This window comes from Janthinobacterium sp. GW822-FHT07H10, from assembly GCF_058798675.1.
Genome location: NZ_JBXAKS010000008.1, coordinates 174,367 through 194,590, shown reverse-complemented (window position 1 = coordinate 194,590; position 20,224 = coordinate 174,367). Strand labels below are relative to the sequence as shown.

Here is a 20,224-nt window from a genome sequence, read left to right as displayed (position 1 = left end):
TGGCAATAAATTGAAGTGATCGCGCCAGGAACAAGCCGATCGTTGAATTATTTTGCGAAATGGTGAAATTGGGCTTGCATAGTCGGCGATACTGTACAAAAATACAGACTGTTCATATAGACAGCATTTTAGTATGCACCCACCGCTCATGATCAAGCTGACAGCACGACAAGAACAAATCCTGAACCTGATCAAGGACGCGATTGAAAATACGGGCTTTCCTCCCACCCGCGCCGAGATTGCCAATGAATTGGGTTTTAAATCGGCCAATGCGGCCGAAGAGCATTTGCAGGCCCTGGCCCGCAAGGGCGCGATCGAGATTTCGCCAGGCACGTCGCGCGGCATCCGCCTGATCGGCGCGGCGGCCGAAACGCTGCCATCGAAGGTGCCGGCAGCGCTGCTGATGTCGCTACCGCTGATCGGCCGCGTGGCGGCCGGTTCGCCCATCCTGGCACAGGAAAACCTGGAAGCGAGCTACAACGTCGACCCTGCCCTGTTCTCGGCCAAGCCCGACTTCCTGCTGAAGGTGCGCGGCTGGTCCATGCGCGACGCCGGCATCATGGATGGCGACTTGTTGGCAGTCAAGAAGGTCGACAGCGCCAAGAATGGCCAGATCGTCGTCGCCCGCATCGGCGACGAAGTCACCGTCAAGCGCTACAAGAAGACGGGCTCCGTCATCGAACTGCTGCCGGAAAACCCCGATTTCAAGGTCATTACCGTGTCGCCGGAAGACGAATTCGCCCTGGAAGGGCTGGCAGTTGGCTTGATGCGCAGCTGGCATTGATTTTTCCTGGCAGCTGTCGCACGTAAAACGCAAAAAGGGCCGCAACAGTCATGCTGTTGCGGCCCTTTTTTATCGCCCGGGCGTTTTATGCCTCCAGCGCATTACGGAAATCCTCGAGCAGGTCCGCCTCGTCCTCGATGCCGACGGAGACGCGGATCAGCGATTCGGCGATGCCCATGCTGGCGCGGCGCTCGGCGCCCATCTCGTAAAAGATCGTGTGGGCAACGGGAATGACGAGGGTGCGCGTGTCACCGAGGTTGCTGGCCGGGATAGCCAGGTTCAGGCGATTGAGGAAATCGAAGCAGTCGATGCCGTCTTTCAACTCAAAGCTGAACAGGGAGCCATAGCTGCGGAACAAGTCCGTTGCCAGCGCGTGCTGCGGATGCGAGGCCAAGCCCGGATAATGCACGGCAGCCACGCGTGGATCCGCCTGCAGCATGGTCGCCAGCGCCAGGGCGTTGGAGCAGGTACGGTCCATGCGCAGGGCCATGGTTTCCGCGCCGACGGCGATATGGTGCGCCGCTTCCGGTCCCAGCGAGGCGCCGAAGTCGCGCAAGGCCTTGGCGCGGATTTGCGCGATGCCCCACTGGGCCGGCGCCGCCTTTTTATAATTGTCAAAGATGTTCGGATATTGCGTCCAGTCGAACACGCCCGTGTCCGTCAAGCTGCCGCCCAGTGCATTGCCGTGGCCGCCGATGGACTTGGTCAGCGCATTGACCACCAGGCCCGCGCCCACGGCTTTCGGGCGGAACAAATACGGCGTCGTCATGGTGTTGTCGACGATATACAGGATGCCTTTTTCGCGGCACAACTCGCCGATCTTCGCCAGGTCGGCGATCTGCGTGCGCGGATTGGCGATGGTTTCGACAAACACGATGCGCGTGGCCGGCGTGATGGCGGCCGCCACGTTGGCCACATCGGTGGCGTCGACGAACGACACGGCCATGCCCTGCCCCGTCACCGTCTGCCACAGGCTGTTGGTGTTGCCGAATAGAAAAGCCGACGACACGACGTGGTCGCCCGCGCGCAGCAGCGCCTGCACGACGGCGCCGATGGCGCCCATGCCGGTGGCGAAGCACAGCGTGGCCACGCCGTCTTCCATCTTGTTGACCTTGTCTTCCAGCGCGGAAACGGTCGGATTGCCCTGGCGGCCGTAGCGGAAGCCGGGCTCCTTGCCCTGGAACACGGAAGCGAGCTGGCGCGCATCGCCGTAGCCGAACGCGACGGACGTGTGCACGGGCTTGTGCAGCGAACCGTGTTCGATGCCCTTGCGACGGTCGTTATGCAGGATGGTGGTGGTAAAGCCGTAAGTCTTGTTGTCGCTCATGGTCGGGTGGTGCGCAAGGCAGTGAAAAAGTCAGACAAAAAAAAGCCCGGCGCAGGCCGGGCTGGACGATTATGCTTCCGTCGTCGCCAGGTTCAGGTTCAGCTGGGAACGTGGCGTATCCTCGGGCGCTGCCGCCTTCGGATGGTGGCGCGCGTACTCCAGGCGGTCCAGGTATTCCTGCGACACGTCGCCCGTCACGTACACGCCATCGAAGCACGACGCCTCGAAACTGGTCAGGGCCGGGTTGACGTCGGCAATCGCCTGCTTCAGCGCACCGATATCCTGGTACACCAGGTAATCGGCCGTGATTTCGCGGCACACTTCTTCCGTCGTGCGGCCATAGGCGATCAGCTCGTCGCGCGTCGGCATGTCGATGCCGTACACGTTCGGGTAAATCACCGGAGGCGCGGCCGAGGCGAAGATGACTTTCGTCGCGCCCGCTTCGCGCGCCATCTGCACGATTTCACGGCTGGTGGTGCCGCGCACGATGGAATCGTCGACCAGCAGCACGACCTTGTCCTTGAACTCGGACGGGATCGCGTTGAGCTTCTGGCGCACGGATTTCTTGCGCGCCGCCTGGCCCGGCATGATGAAGGTGCGGCCGATGTAGCGGTTCTTGATGAAGCCTTCGCGGTACTCGATGTTCAGCGCCATGGCCAGCTGGATGGCGGCCGGACGCGAGGAATCGGGGATCGGCATGACCACGTCGATATGCACGCCGGGCAATTCGGTGCGGATCTTTTCGGCCAGGTATTCGCCCATTTTCAGGCGCGTGGCGTACACGGAGGCGCCGTCGATGACGGAATCGGGACGGGCCAGGTAGACGAACTCGAACACGCACGGGTTCAGGCTGGCGTTGTCGGCGCACTGGCGGCTGTGCAATTGCTTGTCGGCATCGATGAAGACGGCTTCGCCGGGGCCGATGTCGCGCACGAAGCGGAAGCCCATGCCTTCCAGGGCCACGGATTCGGACGCGATCAGGTATTCGGCGCCCTGCTCCGTTTCATTGATGCCCAGGCACAGCGGACGGATGCCGTGCGGGTCGCGGAAGGCCAGCAAGCCCACGCCGGCGATCTGCGCCACGGCAGCGTAGCCACCCTTGACGCGACGGTTCAGCACGGTCACGGCCTTGAAGATGGCGTCCGGGTCCAGGTTCAGGCCCGTCGTCGCTTCCTGGATTTCATGCGCGAGCACGTTGAGCAGCACTTCCGAGTCGGAATCGGTATTGATGTGGCGGCGGTCGTTCTTGAACATTTCCTGTTTCAACTGTTCCCAGTTGGTCAGGTTGCCATTGTGCGCCAGCGTGATGCCGAACGGCGCATTCACATAAAACGGCTGTGCTTCCTCTTCGCTCGACGAACCGGCCGTCGGGTAGCGACAGTGGCCGATGCCCGTTGTGCCTTGCAGCGAACGCATGTTGCGCGTACGGAAGACGTCACGTACGAGGCCGTTGGCCTTGTGCATGGAAAACATACTGCTGTGATTGGTCGCAATCCCTGCCGCGTCCTGGCCGCGATGTTGCAAGAGCAACAATGCGTCATAGAGCAATTGATTGACAGGTTGATGGGAAACGACGCCGACGATGCCACACATGGTGTGCTCCTAAACTGTGCTACTGATTTTAAAAAAATTTCAAAATTTCACATGCTGCGCGTAGGCGGCAGGCAGATAAGGCTTGATGGCGCGCGCGCCCTGTTCCGCGACCGGGCTGAGCAGCGCGTTTTTCCAGAATGGCTGCTGCGGGATGGACGTCATGCCACACAAGATGACGGCGGTCAGCACGATCACAAGGCCCCGCGCCAGGCCAAACAGGCTGCCCAGGGTGCGGTCGGCCAGGCTCAGTCCCGTCACCTTGACGAGCGCATCGACCGTCATGGACAGCAATCCCATCAGAATGCGCACGCCGATGAACAGCACCACGAAAGCGAGCAACAGGCGGATGGCTTCGCCCGGCACGGTTTCCGGCAGGAATTTCGCCAGGGTGGCGCCATACGCGTTGGCAATGACGAAAGCCACGATCCAGCTGACCAGCGACAGTATTTCCTTGACCAGGCCACGCATCATGCTGATCAGCACGGACGTCACCAGCACGAACAGCACCAGGTAATCGAAGATCGTCACGCGCGTTCAGCCTTGCATCATCACGCCGGCACCAGGCTACCGCCCAGGCCCAGCTTTTGCAGCTTGGCGCGCGTCTTTTCCGCATCGTCGCGGCTGCCGAACGGCCCCACTCGCACGCGGATGCGCTCGCCTGCAGGGCTGGAGACTTTCTGCGTATACGACTTGATGCCCGCTTCGCGCAGTTTTTCCTGCAATTCGTCCACCTTGTCCTGCGTCGCCAGGGCCGCCACCTGCACCACGAACTTGCCGCTGCCGGCGTCGTGCGCCTTCTCTTGCGGCTTGTCCAGCGGCTTGCCTTCCAGAATCGCCAGGGCGCGCGCCGCATCGTCGGCAGACTGCGCCGGCTTGGCCGGTTTCGCTTCGGGCTTGGCTTCCGGCTTCACTTCATGCTTGGGCTCGGGCTTGGCTTCAGGCTTGGGTTCGTGCTTCGGTTCCGGCTTCGCTTCATGCTTCGGCTCGGGTTTCGGTTCGGGCTTGACGGGTTTCGGTTCCGCTTTCGGCTCCACATAGGCGGGCTTGGCCGGCACGGGCTGGGCCGCGGCCAGCACGGGCGCCGGAGCAGGTTTGGCTGCCGGAGGCAGCGGCGCATCGACGATTTCCTCGGACTGGTCGAGGCCATTGTTCGCTGCCGACGCCTGGGCCGGTACGGCCTGCACGGGGGCGGGCGCGGGCGCGGCGGCAACCTTCTCTTTCGACGGAATGTCGATGGCGATATCGTTGACGGGCGCCTTCGGCTCGGAGTCGAGCAGCATCGGCAAGCCGACGGCCACGCCCAGGGCCAGGGCGATGGCCCCGACCAGGCGGCGGCGCGCGCGTTTCTTTTCAGGCAAGACCGGATCCGGCGCTTCCTTGCCGCCACGGCGCGAACCACCGCCACCGGCAGTGTTGGCGGCGCGCTTGCGGGTCGGCGACTGTGCTTCGCCAGGGACATAAAAGCCGCTGTCTTCGCCAGAGGATTCTTGCTTGTTTTTAAACAGTTTCGAGAACAAGCCCATGCGTGATTTTCAGTCGAGTGCGTTTCAGTGAAGTGAGGATTTTCGGGCCTTCATCACGCCGGCAACGGTGAGGAAAGAACCAAAGACCACAATTCTATCATTCTCACCGGCCCGGCTCATTGCATTTGCAAAAGCTTGTGCCGGATCATCGAAAATAGACACAGTATGCTCGCTGCTGTCGGGCTTATCTTCGAGCATGATTTGCACCTTGGCCGCCAGTTCCGATGCCGTGGCCGCACGCGGCGAAGGCAGGCCTGTCAGGCACCAGTGGTCGACATGTTCGGCCATTGCGGCCAGTACGCCATCGATATCCTTGTCCTGCATGGAACCGAAGACGGCGTAGGTGTACGGGTGAAAACCCATATTGCCCAGGTTCTGGTTCAGCGCCGAGGCCGCGTGGGGGTTGTGCGCCACGTCGAGGATCACGCTGGGGCGGCCAGGCAAGACCTGGAAGCGGCCCGGCAATTCCACCGTCACGAGGCCCGTGCGCACTTCCTGCGCACCCACCGGCAGTTTCAGCTTCAGCACTTCCAGCGCCGCCAGCACGGCCGTCGCGTTGAGGATCTGGTTGGCGCCGCGCAAGCTCGGGTAGGCCAGCGAATTGCGGCGCTGTTCGCGCCCGCCATAGTTCCACTGCTGCTTGTCACCCGAATAATTGAAATCGCGGCCCATCAGCCACAGGTCGGCGCCGATGGCTTCGGCATGGTCGATCAGCGACTGCGGCGGCACGGGGTCGCTGCAGATGGCCGCCTTGCCCGGGCGGAAGATGCCGGCCTTTTCAAAGCCGATGGCTTCGCGCGTGTCGCCCAGGTAATCCGTATGGTCGATATCGACGCTGGTGACGATGGCCACGTCGGCGTCGATCACGTTGACGGCGTCCAGGCGCCCGCCCAGGCCCACCTCCAGGATGGCCACGTCCAGCTTTGCTTGCGACAGCAGCTGCAAAATGGCCAGGGTGGTGAATTCAAAATACGTGAGTGGCGTGTCGCCGCGCACGGCTTCAACAAAGTTGAAGCTGGCGACGAGCTGTTCGTCGCTGGCCATCTCGCCCAGCACGCGCGCGCGCTCGTTGAAATCGAGGAAATGCGGCTTGATGTACAGCCCCACTTTGTAGCCGGCACGCAACAGCACGGATTCCAGCATGGCACAGGTGGAACCCTTGCCATTCGTGCCCGCCACCATGATCACGGGGCAGGTAAAAGCCAGCTGCATGCGCGCCTTGACGGCTTGCACGCGGTCCAGGCCCATGTTGATCTGGGTTTCCGAATGCCGGGTTTCCAGCATGGCGAGCCAGTCTGGCAGGGTGATGGGGAGGTTTTGCATGGGAGACTTCTTGATGAGGATGCGATGCGCCGGGCGCGGAGACGGTAGGACGTGGCAACCGGGCGGGTCCAGGGGACACCGCCCGGCCTGTTACTTTGGCGAATTACGCCAGGACTTCGACGGCCTGGTTTTGCAGCAAGGCCAGCAGGCGGGCGATTTCTTCGCGCATCTTGCGGCGGTCGACGATCATGTCGACGGCGCCCTTGGTGACGAGGAATTCGGCGCGCTGGAAGCCTTCCGGCAATTTTTCGCGCACGGTGTTTTCAATCACGCGCGGGCCGGCAAAGCCGATCAGCGCCTTGGGCTCGGCAATGACGACGTCGCCCATGAAGGCGAACGAGGCCGATACGCCACCCATGGTCGGGTCGGTCAGCACGCTGATGAATGGCAATTTCTTTTCCGACAGCTTGGTCAGCATGGCCGTGGTCTTGGCCATCTGCATCAGGGACAGCAAGCCTTCCTGCATGCGCGCGCCACCGGTGGCGGTGATGCAAATGAACGGCACTTTCTGTTCCAGCGCGATCTGCGCGCCGCGCACGAAACGCTCGCCCACGACGGAGCCCATCGAGCCGCCCATGAATTCGAATTCGAAGCACGCCACGACCACTGGCAGGCTCATGATGGCGCCGCCCATGACGACCATCGCATCCGTCTCGCCCGTCGCTTCCATGGCGGATTTCAGGCGGTCCGGGTATTTCTTGCTGTCCTTGAACTTCAGCGTATCGACGGGCAGGATTTCCTGGCCGATTTCATAGCGGCCACCGGCGTCGAGCAGGCTGTCGAGGCGTTCACGGGCGCGGATGCGCATGTGATGGTCGCATTTCGGGCACACGTGCAGATTCGATTCCAGGTCCGTACGGTACAGCACGGCTTCGCAGGACGGGCACTTGACCCACAGGCCTTCCGGCATGGTCTTGCGTGCGCCAGCATCAGAGCGCTGTATGCGCGGTGGCAGCAGTTTTTCCAACCAACTCATATTTTCTCCTTGGGCCCTTGTAGGGGTGGCGTCGGTGGACGCCCCCGGCAGACGGTAAACGGCAGCGCCCCGCAGGACGCCGCCAAAAATTTTATCTATTGCACAATGACAGGCAAATCAGTGGCCGAAGTGTAGCCGTTTATCGCCGGGCTGTCGAACTTTGCCACCACCTTGATGGCATAAACGACAAGCTTGCTCAGGCATCCAGTGCGGCGCGGATACCGGCCGTAAAGCTGCGCACGGCGTCCACGGCGCCGCCTTCCGGCGCATTTTCAATTTCCTGGATGATGCGGCTGCCGATCACGACCGCATCGGCCACCTTGGCAACGGCCTGGGCCGTGGCGCCATCGCGGATGCCGAAGCCTACGCCGATGGGTAATTTTACATGCTGGCGGATGGCGGCGAGGCGTTCTGCCACCTGTTCCGTATCAATGTTACCGGCGCCCGTGACGCCTTTCAGCGACACGTAATAGCTGAAGCCGCCGCCGACCTTGGCCACTTGCGCGATGCGCTCCTCGGTCGAGGTGGGCGCCAGCAGGAAGATCAGGTCGAGGCCCGCCTCGCGCATGGCGGCGGCGAATTCCTCGCACTCTTCCGGCGGATAGTCGACGACGATGGCGCCGTCGGCGCCGGCCGCTTGCGCCGCTGCAATAAACGCGGCGCTGCCGATGCGCTCGATGGGGTTCGCATAGCCCATCAGCACCACGGGGGTCGTCTGGTTGGTCTCGCGGAACTGGCGCACATAGCCGAACACGTCGTGGATGCCGACGTTGAATTTCAAGGCCCGTTCGCAGGCGCGCTGGATGACGGGGCCTTCGGCCATGGGGTCGGAAAACGGCACGCCCAGCTCCAGCACGTCGGCGCCGCCCTCGACGAGCGCGTGCATCAGCGGCACGGTGGCGTCGGGGCCGGGGTCGCCGGCGGTAATAAACGTGACCAGTGCGGTCTTGTTGTGGGATTTTAAGTTGGCAAAGGTAGTGGCGATACGGGACATGGGATGCTTTCGTGTAGTCAGTGAGAAATGTCGGGTGAGGCGCCTGCGCGCCGACCCGACCTGCCAGGGCTTGTCAGCTGCTTAACTGAAATTCAAACCCATGCGTTCCGCCACCGTATGCATGTCCTTGTCGCCACGGCCCGACAGGTTGGCCAGTACAATTTTGTCTTTAGGCAACGTGGCCGCCAGCTTGGCCGCGTAGGCCAGCGCGTGCGACGATTCCAGGGCCGGGATGATGCCTTCGATATGGCAGCAGTCGTGGAAAGCCTGCAGCGCCTCGTCATCCGTGATGGACACGTATTGCGCGCGGCCCGAATCTTTCAGCCACGCGTGTTCCGGGCCCACGCCCGGGTAGTCGAGGCCGGCCGAGACGGAATGCGTCTCGATGATCTGGCCATTCTCGTCCTGCAACAGATAGGTGCGGTTGCCGTGCAGCACGCCCGGGAAGCCGGCCGTCAGCGAGGCCGAGTGCTTGCCCGTGTCCAGCCCTTCGCCGGCCGCTTCCACGCCGATCAGCTTGACGTCCTTCTGGTCGATATACGGATAAAAGATGCCCATGGCGTTCGAACCGCCGCCGATGCAGGCCAGCACGTAATCGGGCTGGCGGCCCGTCATTTCCGGCATCTGCACCAGGCATTCCTCGCCGATCACGGACTGGAAGTCGCGCACCATCATCGGATACGGATGAGGGCCGGCCACGGTGCCGATGATATAGAAGGTGTTTTCAATATTGGTGACCCAGTCGCGCATGGCTTCGTTCAGCGCATCCTTGAGGGTCTTGGAGCCGGATTCGACGGGTACGACTGTGGCGCCCAGCAATTTCATGCGGTACACGTTCTGCGCCTGGCGCTTGACGTCTTCGCTGCCCATGTAGACCACGCATTCGAGGCCGAAGCGGGCACAGATGGTGGCCGTGGCCACGCCATGCTGGCCGGCGCCCGTCTCGGCGATGATGCGCGGCTTGCCCATGCGCTTGGCCAGCAGGGCCTGGCCGATGACGTTATTGATCTTGTGCGCGCCCGTGTGGTTCAAGTCTTCGCGCTTGAAATAGATTTGCGCGCCACCCGCCATCCCGGACCAGCGCTTGGCGTGGTAAATGGGCGACGGACGGCCGACGAAATGCTTCAGCTCGTATCGGAATTCTTCGAGGAATTCCGGGTCGACGCTGTAGCGCGCGTAAGCGTCTTTCAGCTCGGCCAGCGCGTGGGTCAGGGTTTCGGCGACAAACGAACCGCCATACGGGCCGAAATGGCCGCGCAGGTCAGGAAATGGGTAGTCGGTAGCGTGGAACAGTGCGGCGGCGGCGCCGGGCGCGTTGGTACGGTCATTCATGGTGGTTTCCTCTGGCAATGATGGCATCGGCATCCTGCACCGCGGCGATGAACGCGCGGATGCGGGATGCGTCCTTGATGCCCTTGGACGCTTCGACACCACTGCTGATGTCGACGGCGTAAGGGCGCACGCGCACCACTGCGTCAGTCGCGTTTTGTACGCTCAAGCCACCACTTAAAACGACCCGAGGCGCGAGTTCTTTTGGAATGAGGGACCAATCAAATACCTTTCCTGCACCGCCATACGCATCCACATAGGTATCCAGCAAGAGGCTGGCAAACAAGGGACTGGCGGCGCGATAGCGCTGTTCGTATTCTAGCAAATCTTCAAAGCGGGTGTCGGGTTTGACGCGGAACACTTGCGTAAATGGCATATTCACGACGCTGGCGAGCGCGGCGCTGTGCTCGGGCGTCTCGTCGCCGTGAAATTGCAGCAGGGACAAGGGCGCCACAGCCTTTGTCGCCCGCACCTCTTCCACGCTGGCATTGACGAACAGCCCCACCGTCGTCACGTACGGCGGCACGGCGGCGATCAGGGCGGCAGCCTGCTCCGGCGTCACATGGCGCGGGCTTTTCGGATAAAACACGAAACCGATGGCATCGGCGCCCGCCGCCACAACGGCCTGGATATCTTCAACGCGGGTCAGCCCGCAGATTTTGATGCGTGTGCGTGGCATGTTGTTCCTCTATTCGACTTGATATCAATCAAAACCAGGGCAAGGCGCTGCTGCCATCTTGCGGCAAGTTCCACTTCGGGTCGTAATCGATCTTCGCCAGGTACAGGCCGTCCGGCATGAAGGTGGGCGCCGCCGCATGGCGGTCCTTACGTTCCAGCAACTGCCCCAGCCATTCCGGCTTTTCACGGCCCGAGCCCACATACACGAGCGAGCCCACCAGATTGCGCACCATGTGGTGCAAAAAGGCGTTGGCGGTGATGCTAAAGACGATCAGTTCGCCACGGCGCTCGATCTGGATGTCATGCATGAGCTTGACCGGCGACTTGGCCTGGCATTGCGCGGCGCGAAACGCCGTGAAATCGTGCCAGCCCAGCAAGGGCTGCACGGCCTGGCGCATCAGTTCCACGTCCAGCGGGCGGAAAAAGAAGCCGGCGCGCCCTTCCACCAGCGGCGAACGCGTGGGATTGTTATATAACACATAATGATAGGTGCGGGCGCGCGCGCTGAAACGGGCGTGGAAGAAATCATTGACCGTCGGATCGCCATCGAGTTCCTTGGCCCAGCGCACGGCGATGGACTTGGGCAGGAAGGCGTTGACGCCGCGCACCCAGGAGTGCACGTCGCGATTGAGCTCGGTATCGAAATGCACGACTTGCTCGAGCGCATGCACGCCCGTGTCCGTGCGGCCGGCGCACGTGGTGGCCAGGCGCACGCGGGCAAACTTCTCCAGCGCATTTTCCAGCTGGTCTTGCACCGTTTGCCCATCTTCCTGTTTCTGGTACCCATGCCAGGCCATGCCGTCGTATTGCAGACCCAGGGCGATACGCTTCAATGGTGTTGCTGTCGTAATATTTTGCATCAAAGCATTATACCGGCGCCGCAGCTTGCCGCGCCGGCGGGTATCACTAGCTCAACAGCGCACGCATGGTATTGGCTTTTTTCACCTGCTCTTCGCTGCCGCCCTTGATGACTTCATCGATCAGCTCGCGCGCACCTTCCTTGTCGCCGATTTCCTGGTAGGCGATTGCCAGGTCCAGCTTGGTATCCATTTCCATATGGATGGCCGACAGCGGGTCATCCACGCCGGCGCTGGCCGTCTTGGCGTCGTTCAGGTCCAGGTCGATGCCGGACAGGTCGAACTCCTGTGCGGCCGGGATGGCTTCCGGCGGCGTGGCCGGTGTTTGCGCTGCATCAAACAAGTTGTCGATCGATGGCTCGGCCGCCGCTACCGGCGCCGCCGCCGGCGCCACCGGTTCATCGAGGTCGAAATGGGCCAGGTCCACGTCTTTCAATGGATCGGGCAGCGGCGTCAGGCCCGCGCCCACGCCATTCACGGGGCCGGCTGGCGGCTCCAGGTCCAGGCCGAAATCCATGCTGGCGTCGTACTGCGCATCGTGTGCAGCCGTTGCCGGCTTGGCTTCAGGCCCGGGCATGACGATGGGGTCGCTGGTGGAGACGGGCTCGAAATCGAGGCTGTCGAGGTCAAAGTCGAGCGGATCGCGGGCATCGCGCGCGGGAACGGCCGCCGGCTCGGCTGGCGCCAGGTCGGCCAGGGCCGTATCGTCAGGCAAATCCATGCTCTGGCCGCGCAAATCATCGCCGGCGCCCTTGCTCAGGCTGACGACGGCGTCGCCATCCGTATCGCCATACAGCGGGTTGGATGGATCGAGCGCCAGGCCCAGCGCCGCGGCTTGCGGCCACTCCTCGCCCTGGCCCCGCGTCAGGCTGTACAACTCGCTGGCCTGGTCTTCAAACGCGCGCACGTCATTGCGCGCCGAATAGATTTCCAGCAGTTTCAGGCGCGCCGCATGGCGTTCGGGATGGATGCGCAAGGCTTCCTTGAGGATATCTTCCGCCTGGCCATCACGGCCGTAGGCGATATACACATCGGCTTCGGCGACGGGGTCCACCTCATTGACATCGAGGGCACTGGCGCCCGCCACGGCAGCGGCTCCGGCGGCGGCAGCGCCGGCGCCGAACAAATGATTGCTCGCCTCGGACTGCTGGTCTTCCGGCGCCACGCCCGCCGGCGGCGCTGCTGGCGGTTCAGGTTCCAGCACGGGGGCCACGTCGGCCTCGGCCGGCGGCGTGTCCTTGCGCCGGCGCGCGACGACGAGCGCCGCCACGGCAGCGAGCAAGGCGGCCAGGCCGACGCCGATGGCGCCCAGGTGGTCGTTGATCTTATCTGTAATGGTCGGTTCCAGCGGCGAGGCTTTCTTGACCAGCGGCACCGGCTTGGCCTTCGGCACCGGCGGCTGCGCTTCGACCGGGGCACTGGCGCTGGCCGCGGCACTGGCCTCGGCCGGCTTGGCCGGCGATGGCGCGCTCTTGTCGGCCATGGCCTTGCTCTTCACCGCCATCAGCTTTTCCAGGTCGCTGACGTTCTTTTCCAGTTCCTTGACGCGCGCGGCCGCCTCATCCACCTGCCTGGCCTTGGCGATCTTGTCTTCCTCGCTGGCTACCGCGCTCTTGCCGGGGGCCTTGGCCGCCGGTTCCGCTTTCGACAGCTTCAGCTTGTCTTGCGCTTCGCTCACGGCCGTCGGCTTTTCCTGCACCTTCGTCGCGCCGATCTTGCCGGCCGTGCTTTGCGTCGCCTGCGCCGCCTTGACCGGCTTGCTCTGCGCCACCTGGCCCGCCAGCTTGTTGCGGTACGCCTCGAAATCGATGGCGTGCGCCGTCACCACGCCCTTCGCCTCGGCCGCGTCGGTGGCGCGGATGGCTTCCGCGCCTGGCACGGCCAGGATGCGCCCGGCCTGCATGCGGTTCATGTTCTCGCCCTTGAAGGCATCGGGATTGGCGCGGTACAGGGCGACGAGCATCATGTCGAGCGAAACGCCCGACGGTTTCAGCTCGCTGGCGATGCGGCTCAGGGTATCGCCCGCCTTGACCTTGTATTCGCCGGCCGCCTTCTTCGGCGCCGCTGGCGGAGCAGTATTGGCGGCAGCGGTGGCGGCGGGCTTGCCCTTTCCCGGTTCGGCCGGGGCCATGACCTGCGCGCCGCGCGTCTGGCGCGCCTCGGGCGTATCGAGCACGAACGCATATTCGCGCACCTGGCGCCCATTCTTGCTGCTCAGCTCCAGCAGCAGGTCCACCAGCGGCTCGGCCACCGGTTGCGCCGAACTGATGCGGATGAAGGGCTTGCCGTTGCGGTTTTCCACGGCAAACGTCAGTGCGTTCAGCGCGGGGTTGAATTCCACGTTGGCCTGGCGGTAAGCGTCCGGCGGCGCCAGCTTGGCCAGCAGGGTTGTCGCCTCGTCAGGCTTGACGGCCGACAATTCGACCTCGGCGCGCAGCGGCTGGCCGGCGGCGGACAGCACCGTGATCTTGCCCAGCTCGGCTGCGGATGCCGCCGGTGACAATAACACCGCGCATGCGACAGCGCTGCTGAGTGTTTTGATGGCAAGGGAGGCGACCCGGGGACGAGTGTGTACAGGCATAATTGGCGGCATCTTAGTTGACATGGGAAAACTGTTACTTTTCCAGAGGTATCAACATATCATCATGCCCAGAGCTATGCAAGCTCCGCATGGTTGAGCCTTGACGGGCTCAGGACGAAAAAAAAGCCGGGAAAACAGCCCCGGCTTGATTCTGATCAGCAATTTATTGCCATTACGCGTCCAGCAGGATACGCAGCATGCGGCGCAGCGGCTCGGCCGCGCCCCACAGCAACTGGTCGCCCACGGTGAACGCGGACAGGTACTCGCCGCCCATGCTCATCTTGCGCACGCGGCCGACGGGAATGGTCAGGCTGCCCGTGACGGCGGCCGGCGACAGGTCGCGCACGGACGCTTCGCGCGTGTTCGGCACGAATTTCACCCATTGATTATTGCTGGCGATGATGTCGTTGATTTCATCGAGCGGCACGTCTTTCTTCAGCTTGATGGTCAGCGCCTGCGAATGGCAGCGCATGGCACCGATGCGCACGCACAGGCCGTCCACGGGGATTTCCTTGGTGCCAAAGTCGATGCCGCGGCCGAGGATCTTGTTGGTTTCCGCGCCGGCCTTCCACTCTTCCTTCGACTGGCCGTTGCCCAGGTCCTTGTCGATCCACGGGATCAGGTTGCCGGCCAGCGGCGCGCCGAATTGCTTGATTTCATCCGGGGAATAGCCGTGCTGGGTGGCCAGCACCTGGCGGTCGATTTCCAGGATGGCCGAGGCCGGGTTTTCCAGCAGCGCCTTGACGGAACTGTTGATGGTGCCAAATTGCGTCAGCAGTTCGCGCATGTGCTGCGCGCCGCCGCCCGATGCCGCCTGGTAGGTCATCGACGTCATCCAGTCGATCAAATCGTGCTGGAACAGGCCGCCCAGGCCCATCATCATGCACGAGACGGTGCAATTGCCGCCGATGTAGTTCTTGACGCCCTTGCCCAGCGCATCCTTGATGACGTGCAGGTTGACGGGGTCGAGCACGATGACGGCGTCTTTTTCCATGCGCAGGGTCGATGCGGCATCGATCCAGTAGCCGTTCCAGCCGGCCGCGCGCAGCTGCGGGAAGACGGCGCTCGTGTAGTCGCCGCCCTGGCAGGAAATGATGATGTCGCACTTGGACAGTTCGGCGATGTTGTTGGCATCCTTGAGGATGGTTTCATTCTTCGCCATGGCTGGCGCCGCGCCACCCGTGTTCGAGGTGGTGAAAAACACCGGTTCGATGTGGGCGAAATCGCCCTCTTCCTGCATGCGCTGCATCAGGACCGAACCGACCATACCGCGCCAACCTACCAAGCCAACTAATTTCATTACCATTCCTCAAGATGAGACGGCGACTGCCGTCATTAGACTATTTTATCCCAGTGCTTTTACAACTGCATCACCCATCGCCTCGGTACCGACCAAAGTCGTGCCCGCTTCATGGATGTCGGCCGTGCGCAGCCCCTGCGCCAGCACTTGCTTGACGGCGCCCTCGATGCGATTTGCCTGTTCCTCGCGGTTCAGCGAATAGCGCAGCATCATGGCCGCCGACAGTATCGTCGCCAGCGGATTGGCGATGCCCTTGCCCGCGATGTCGGGCGCCGAGCCGTGCGATGGCTCGTACAGGCCCTTGTTGTTGGCATCCAGCGACGCCGACGGCAGCATGCCGATCGAGCCCGTCAGCATGGCGGCCGCATCCGACAGGATGTCGCCGAACATGTTACCGGTGACCATGACGTCGAATTTCTTCGGCGCCCGCACCAGCTGCATGGCCGCGTTATCGACATACATATGATCGAGCGCAACGTCCGGATATTCCTTGTGCACGTCGATGACGATATCTTTCCAGAACTGGAAGGTTTCCAGCACGTTCGCCTTGTCCACGCTGGTGAGCCTCTTGTCGCGCTTTTGCGCGGCCTGGAAAGCCACATGGGCGATGCGGCGGATTTCGCCTTCCGCATAGCGCATGGTGTCGTAACCTTCGCGCTGGCCCTTGAACGGACCGTCCGGGCACTCGCGCACGCCGCGGGGCTGGCCGAAATAGATGTCGCCCGTCAATTCGCGGATGATCAGGATATCGAGGCCGGACACCACTTCCGGCTTCAGGGTCGAGGCACCGGCCAGTTCCGGATACAGAATGGCTGGACGCAGGTTGGCGAACAGGCCCAGGTTCTTGCGCAGGCCCAAAATCGCCTGCTCCGGACGGAACTGGCGCTCGAGGTTATCGTATTGATAATCGCCGACGGCGCCGAACAGCACGGCATCGGCCGCCTTCGCCAGGGCCAAGGTGCCTTCCGGCAAGGGGTGGCCATGGGCCGCATAGCCGGCGCCGCCCACGGGCGCCGTTTCCAGCTCGAACGCTTCGTCCAGCACATTCAAGACCTTGACGGCTTGCGCGACGATTTCAGGACCGATGCCGTCGCCGGGTAAGATTGCAATTTTCATATTTTTATCAATTAGATGACGTTGGCGAGCCAAGGCTGGTTGGCGAGGTGGCGCTCTTCGAAGGCGCGGATATCGTCCGCATGGCGCAGGGTCAGGCCGATATCGTCGAGGCCATTCATCAGGCAATATTTGCGGAAGGCGTCGATCTCGAATGGGTACGAGACGGAGCCATTGCTGGTGCGCACGCACTGCTGCTCCAGGTCCACCACCAGCTTGTAGCCGGGAAAGGCCTTGACTTCATTGAACAGATGGTCGACCTGGCTTTCCGACAGCACGATGGGCAGCAAGCCATTCTTGTAGCAGTTGTTGAAGAAGATATCGGCAAACGATGGCGCGATGATGGCGCGGAAGCCATACTGGTCCAGCGCCCACGGCGCGTGTTCGCGCGAGGAGCCGCAGCCGAAATTTTTGCGCGTCAGCAAGATCGAAGCGCCCTGGTAGCGCGGCTCGTTGAGCACGAACTCGGGGTTCAGCGGGCGGCGGCTGTTGTCCTGGCCCGGTTCGCCGTGGTCGAGGTAGCGCCATTCGTCGAACAGGTTGGGGCCGAAACCGCTGCGGTGGATCGATTTCAGGAATTGCTTCGGGATAATGGCGTCGGTGTCGACGTTGGCGCGGTCCAGCGGCGCGACCAGGCCTTCGTAAATCGTAAATTTATCCATGCTGTTTCTACTCGGTAGGACGGGCGGCGCAGGGCGCCGGCACGTCGCGGTTTATTTTCCGCCGGCGCCAGTGACAACCTGGCCGACTTTCTGCACATCGCGGCCGATGCCGGAGACGGTGTTGCAGCCAGACAGGATGACGGTGGCGATGAGGAGGGCGAAGAGTTTTTTCATGATGATTTCTCGATAATCAATAAGGGACTGAAGGCGCTAGTGTAAACCAGCGGCGCCAGTCCCTGCCGTCATCGCAGTCCCCGCACGTCGACGAAGTGGCCGGCGATGCCCGCCGCGGCCGCCATCGCCGGCGACACCAGGTGGGTGCGTCCGCCCTGCCCTTGCCGGCCTTCGAAGTTGCGGTTCGACGTCGAGGCGCAGCGTTCGCCCGGTTCCAGGCGGTCCGCATTCATGGCCAGGCACATGGAACAGCCCGGCTCGCGCCACTCGAAACCGGCATCCTTGAAGATGCGGTCCAGTCCTTCGCGCTCGGCCTGGTCCTTGACGAGGCCCGAGCCCGGCACCACCAGCGCCAGGCTGACGTTCGAGGCGCGGTACTTGCCGCGCACCACGGCCGCCGCCGCGCGCAAGTCCTCGATGCGCGAATTGGTGCAGGAACCGATGAAGACCTTGTCGATGCGGATGTCGGCAATCGGCGTGTTCGGCTTCAGGGCCATGTAGACCAGGGCCTTTTCCATGGCGTCGCGCTTGACGCTGTCTTTTTCATTGTCCGGGTCCGGTACGCGGCCATCGATGCCGACCACCATCTCGGGCGAGGTGCCCCAGGTCACCTGCGGCTCGATGTCCTGCGCGTTGAGCGTGACGACGAGGTCGAAACGGGCGCCCGGGTCCGAATGCAGGGTGCGCCAGTAGCTCACGGCGCGTTCCCAGTGCGGGCCGGCCGGCGAAAACGGACGGCCCTTGACGTAATTGATGGTGGTGTCGTCGACGCCGATGATGCCGGCGCGCGCGCCCGCCTCGATGGCCATGTTGCACACCGTCATGCGGCCTTCCATCGACAGCGCGCGGATGGTCGAACCGCCGAACTCGATACAGTAGCCGGTGCCGCCGGCCGTGCCGATCTTGCCGATGACGGCCAGCACGATGTCCTTGGCCGTCACGCCGGCCGGCATGGCGCCGTCGACCTGCACCAGCATGGACTTGGATTTCTTTTGCAGCAAGGTTTGCGTGGCCAGCACGTGTTCGACCTCGGACGTGCCGATGCCGTGCGCCAGCGCGCCGAAGGCGCCGTGCGTGGAGGTGTGCGAATCGCCGCACACCACCGTCATGCCGGGCAGGGTCGCTCCCTGCTCAGGGCCGATCACATGCACGATACCCTGGCGCTTGTCGTTCATGTTGAAGTACGTCAAGCCAAAGTTGCGGGCATTCTTGTCCAGGGTTTCCACCTGCAGGCGCGAAACGGGGTCGGCGATGCCGTCGACGCGACTGGTGGTGGGCACGTTATGGTCGGCCACGGCCAGGTTGGCGGAAATGCGCCATGGCTGGCGGCCCGCCACGCTGAGCCCGTCGAAGGCTTGCGGGCTGGTGACTTCGTGCAGCAAGTGCCGGTCGATGTACAGAATTGTCGTGCCATCATCTTCGGCCCGAACAACGTGGGATTCCCAAAGTTTGTCGTAAAGCGTCTTCATCATGATATATGCAGCGTTGCCACAGCCTGTTTAAGTGATCAAGTGATACCAAGTCATACGGTGATCCACAAGGATTATGCCATATATCGGGGAATACAGAACCGAAACAGGCAAAAGCGTGGGATTGGCGATACAAAGTTCGGCTCATTTGTTGGATATGGGCTAAAAATTGCCGATAACTGCCTATGGGCGGCATGGCGCACCCATCCGCGGGCGGGCCACCGAACGACCGACGGCATCGCCAGAAAATGATATTTTTTCCTCAATCTTTCGTGTATCGTGTTTCGACAATAATGAACGGCGCGCGCACCCGCACGCGTCCACATCCGATGGGGACCTGAATGAAACTGCATTCCTGGGCGCTGGCCGCCCTCACCCTGGCCAACGCGCATGCGGCGGCGGCCACGCCGGGCGAACTGTGCGTGCAGGACTTGCGCGCCATCCCACCTTTCCTGCTGGAAAACGATACGGGCGCACGCGCGCACCTGGCACAAAAAGGGCAGGCGTATTTCGACCTGGCGCTGGCCACGACCAGCAAGGCGGCGGCCAGCACGGCCGACGACAAGGCGTGCAACGCGATCCTGGGCAACTATCTGGGCATGTGGCGCAAGGGCCATTTGTACGTGCAGCCGGCCAGCGCGCAGGACGTCGCCAAGCCGGCGCCGGCCAAGCCAAGCGTGGCGCGCCAGGCCGCCCCGTCGAAAGAGCCGGCGCTGCGAATCTTGTCGGACGCGACCGTGCTCCTGACCCTGCCCAGCTTTCAAGACCGCTACCGCGCCGCCGTCGCCACCCTGCTCGACACGCACCGCGCGGCACTGGTGGCGCGTCCCAACTGGATCCTCGACGTGCGCGGCAACAGCGGCGGCAGCGACGGCACGTATGCGCCGCTGCTGCAATGGATCAGCTCGGACGAAACGGTCAGCTTGGGCGCCGAATGGCTGTCCACGCCGGCCAATATCGCGGGCCAGGAAGCCGTCTGCCCGCTACAGGCGCCAGGCGACCAGGACTGCATCGACTTTGCGGCCCAGGCCGTGAAACAGATGCGCACGGTCAAGCCGGGCGAATACGTGGCGCAGGAAAGCGGCAACCTCATCAGCTATGACCGCGTGAGCGCGCCGGAACCGCGTCAGCCGGCGCGCGTGGCCGTGTTGATCGACAGCGAGTGCGCCAGTTCCTGCGAGGAATTCCTGCTGGCGGCGCGGCAAAGCTTCCATGTCAAATTGATCGGCCGCAACAGCGAAGGCGCGCTCGACTATTCCAACCTGCGCCTGCACGCGCTGCCGTCCGGCGTGCGCCAGCTGCAATACGCCACCTCGCGCTCGGCCCGCTTGCCGCAGCTGCAGGTGGACCTGGGCGGCATCATGCCCGACATCTATTTGCCGCCGCCAAAGGACGAGGCTGCGCGCGCCCAGGAAATCGTGCGCGTGCAGCGCTGGCTGGAAGGCGGCACATTACGTCCGGATAACATCTGACGCCGCTGGCGCCATGAAAAAAGCCCGCTACACGTAGCGGGCTTTCTCATGGGTACAACGATATTGTCA

Annotated in this window: 18 protein-coding genes; 2 read left to right on the top strand and 16 right to left on the bottom strand. The window is 62.9% G+C overall.

What is annotated here, in order from left to right:
* Positions 1–148: 148 nt before the first annotated feature.
* Positions 149–784 carry a transcriptional repressor LexA gene (gene lexA / locus AC1RDJ_RS19070; RefSeq protein ID WP_071322550.1) on the top strand — a complete coding sequence of 212 codons (636 nt, stop codon included), beginning with the start codon at positions 149–151 and terminating at the stop codon, positions 782–784.
* A gap of 85 nt (positions 785–869) precedes the next feature.
* Here the strand turns inward: lexA and AC1RDJ_RS19065 are convergent, their stop codons facing one another.
* The 16 genes from AC1RDJ_RS19065 to leuC form a co-directional block, all read right to left on the bottom strand.
* Positions 870–2,111, bottom strand: coding sequence for a cystathionine gamma-synthase family protein (locus tag AC1RDJ_RS19065; RefSeq protein WP_493028396.1), 1,242 nt, complete (start codon positions 2,109–2,111; stop codon positions 870–872).
* A 69-nt stretch (positions 2,112–2,180) separates the two neighbouring features.
* Positions 2,181–3,704 carry an amidophosphoribosyltransferase gene (gene purF / locus AC1RDJ_RS19060; RefSeq protein ID WP_071322548.1) on the bottom strand — a complete coding sequence of 508 codons (1,524 nt, stop codon included), beginning with the start codon at positions 3,702–3,704 and terminating at the stop codon, positions 2,181–2,183.
* Between the two features lie 39 nt (positions 3,705–3,743).
* Positions 3,744–4,232, bottom strand: coding sequence for a CvpA family protein (locus AC1RDJ_RS19055; protein WP_493028395.1), 489 nt, complete (start codon positions 4,230–4,232; stop codon positions 3,744–3,746).
* A gap of 20 nt (positions 4,233–4,252) precedes the next feature.
* Entirely contained in the window at positions 4,253–5,227 is a 975-nt protein-coding gene (locus AC1RDJ_RS19050; RefSeq protein ID WP_493028394.1) for an SPOR domain-containing protein, read from the bottom strand.
* Positions 5,228–5,251: 24 nt separating this feature from the next.
* A complete protein-coding gene (folC, locus tag AC1RDJ_RS19045) occupies positions 5,252–6,550 on the bottom strand; it encodes a bifunctional tetrahydrofolate synthase/dihydrofolate synthase (protein WP_071322545.1) in 1,299 nt (432 codons plus the stop codon).
* 103 nt (positions 6,551–6,653) lie between these two features.
* On the bottom strand, positions 6,654–7,526 hold the full coding sequence (accD, locus tag AC1RDJ_RS19040; RefSeq protein ID WP_071322544.1) for an acetyl-CoA carboxylase, carboxyltransferase subunit beta: 873 nt from the start codon (positions 7,524–7,526) through the stop codon (positions 6,654–6,656).
* A 196-nt stretch (positions 7,527–7,722) separates the two neighbouring features.
* Entirely contained in the window at positions 7,723–8,520 is a 798-nt protein-coding gene (gene trpA / locus AC1RDJ_RS19035; RefSeq protein WP_071322543.1) for a tryptophan synthase subunit alpha, read from the bottom strand.
* Between the two features lie 81 nt (positions 8,521–8,601).
* On the bottom strand, positions 8,602–9,852 hold the full coding sequence (gene trpB / locus AC1RDJ_RS19030; protein ID WP_493028393.1) for a tryptophan synthase subunit beta: 1,251 nt from the start codon (positions 9,850–9,852) through the stop codon (positions 8,602–8,604).
* On the bottom strand, positions 9,845–10,528 hold the full coding sequence (locus AC1RDJ_RS19025) for a phosphoribosylanthranilate isomerase (RefSeq protein ID WP_493028392.1): 684 nt from the start codon (positions 10,526–10,528) through the stop codon (positions 9,845–9,847). Before AC1RDJ_RS19025 ends, trpB begins: the two co-directional genes overlap by 8 nt.
* Before the next feature lie 28 nt (positions 10,529–10,556).
* A complete protein-coding gene (gene truA, locus AC1RDJ_RS19020; RefSeq protein ID WP_198043876.1) occupies positions 10,557–11,387 on the bottom strand; it encodes a tRNA pseudouridine(38-40) synthase TruA in 831 nt (276 codons plus the stop codon).
* Positions 11,388–11,433: 46 nt separating this feature from the next.
* Positions 11,434–13,893: a motility hub landmark protein FimV gene (locus tag AC1RDJ_RS19015; protein ID WP_493028391.1), complete on the bottom strand. Its 2,460-nt coding sequence runs from the start codon at positions 13,891–13,893 to the stop codon at positions 11,434–11,436.
* Positions 13,894–14,137: 244 nt separating this feature from the next.
* A complete protein-coding gene (gene asd, locus AC1RDJ_RS19010; RefSeq protein WP_071650193.1) occupies positions 14,138–15,265 on the bottom strand; it encodes an aspartate-semialdehyde dehydrogenase in 1,128 nt (375 codons plus the stop codon).
* A 45-nt stretch (positions 15,266–15,310) separates the two neighbouring features.
* Positions 15,311–16,381, bottom strand: a complete 1,071-nt coding sequence (gene leuB / locus AC1RDJ_RS19005) for a 3-isopropylmalate dehydrogenase (protein ID WP_493028390.1) — start codon at positions 16,379–16,381, stop codon at positions 15,311–15,313.
* A gap of 11 nt (positions 16,382–16,392) precedes the next feature.
* The gene (leuD, locus tag AC1RDJ_RS19000) at positions 16,393–17,040 is read right to left on the bottom strand and encodes a 3-isopropylmalate dehydratase small subunit (protein WP_071322538.1); all 648 of its coding nucleotides are present in this window, start codon (positions 17,038–17,040) and stop codon (positions 16,393–16,395) included.
* 51 nt (positions 17,041–17,091) lie between these two features.
* Positions 17,092–17,214, bottom strand: a complete 123-nt coding sequence (locus tag AC1RDJ_RS18995; protein ID WP_010400408.1) for an entericidin A/B family lipoprotein — start codon at positions 17,212–17,214, stop codon at positions 17,092–17,094.
* 68 nt (positions 17,215–17,282) lie between these two features.
* Positions 17,283–18,686, bottom strand: coding sequence for a 3-isopropylmalate dehydratase large subunit (leuC, locus tag AC1RDJ_RS18990; RefSeq protein WP_071322537.1), 1,404 nt, complete (start codon positions 18,684–18,686; stop codon positions 17,283–17,285).
* Positions 18,687–19,024: 338 nt separating this feature from the next.
* Between leuC and AC1RDJ_RS18985 the strand changes: the two genes are divergently transcribed.
* Positions 19,025–20,155 (top strand): S41 family peptidase, encoded by a 1,131-nt coding sequence (locus tag AC1RDJ_RS18985; RefSeq protein WP_493028389.1) that lies wholly within the window; start codon positions 19,025–19,027, stop codon positions 20,153–20,155.
* Positions 20,156–20,224 lie beyond the last annotated feature (69 nt).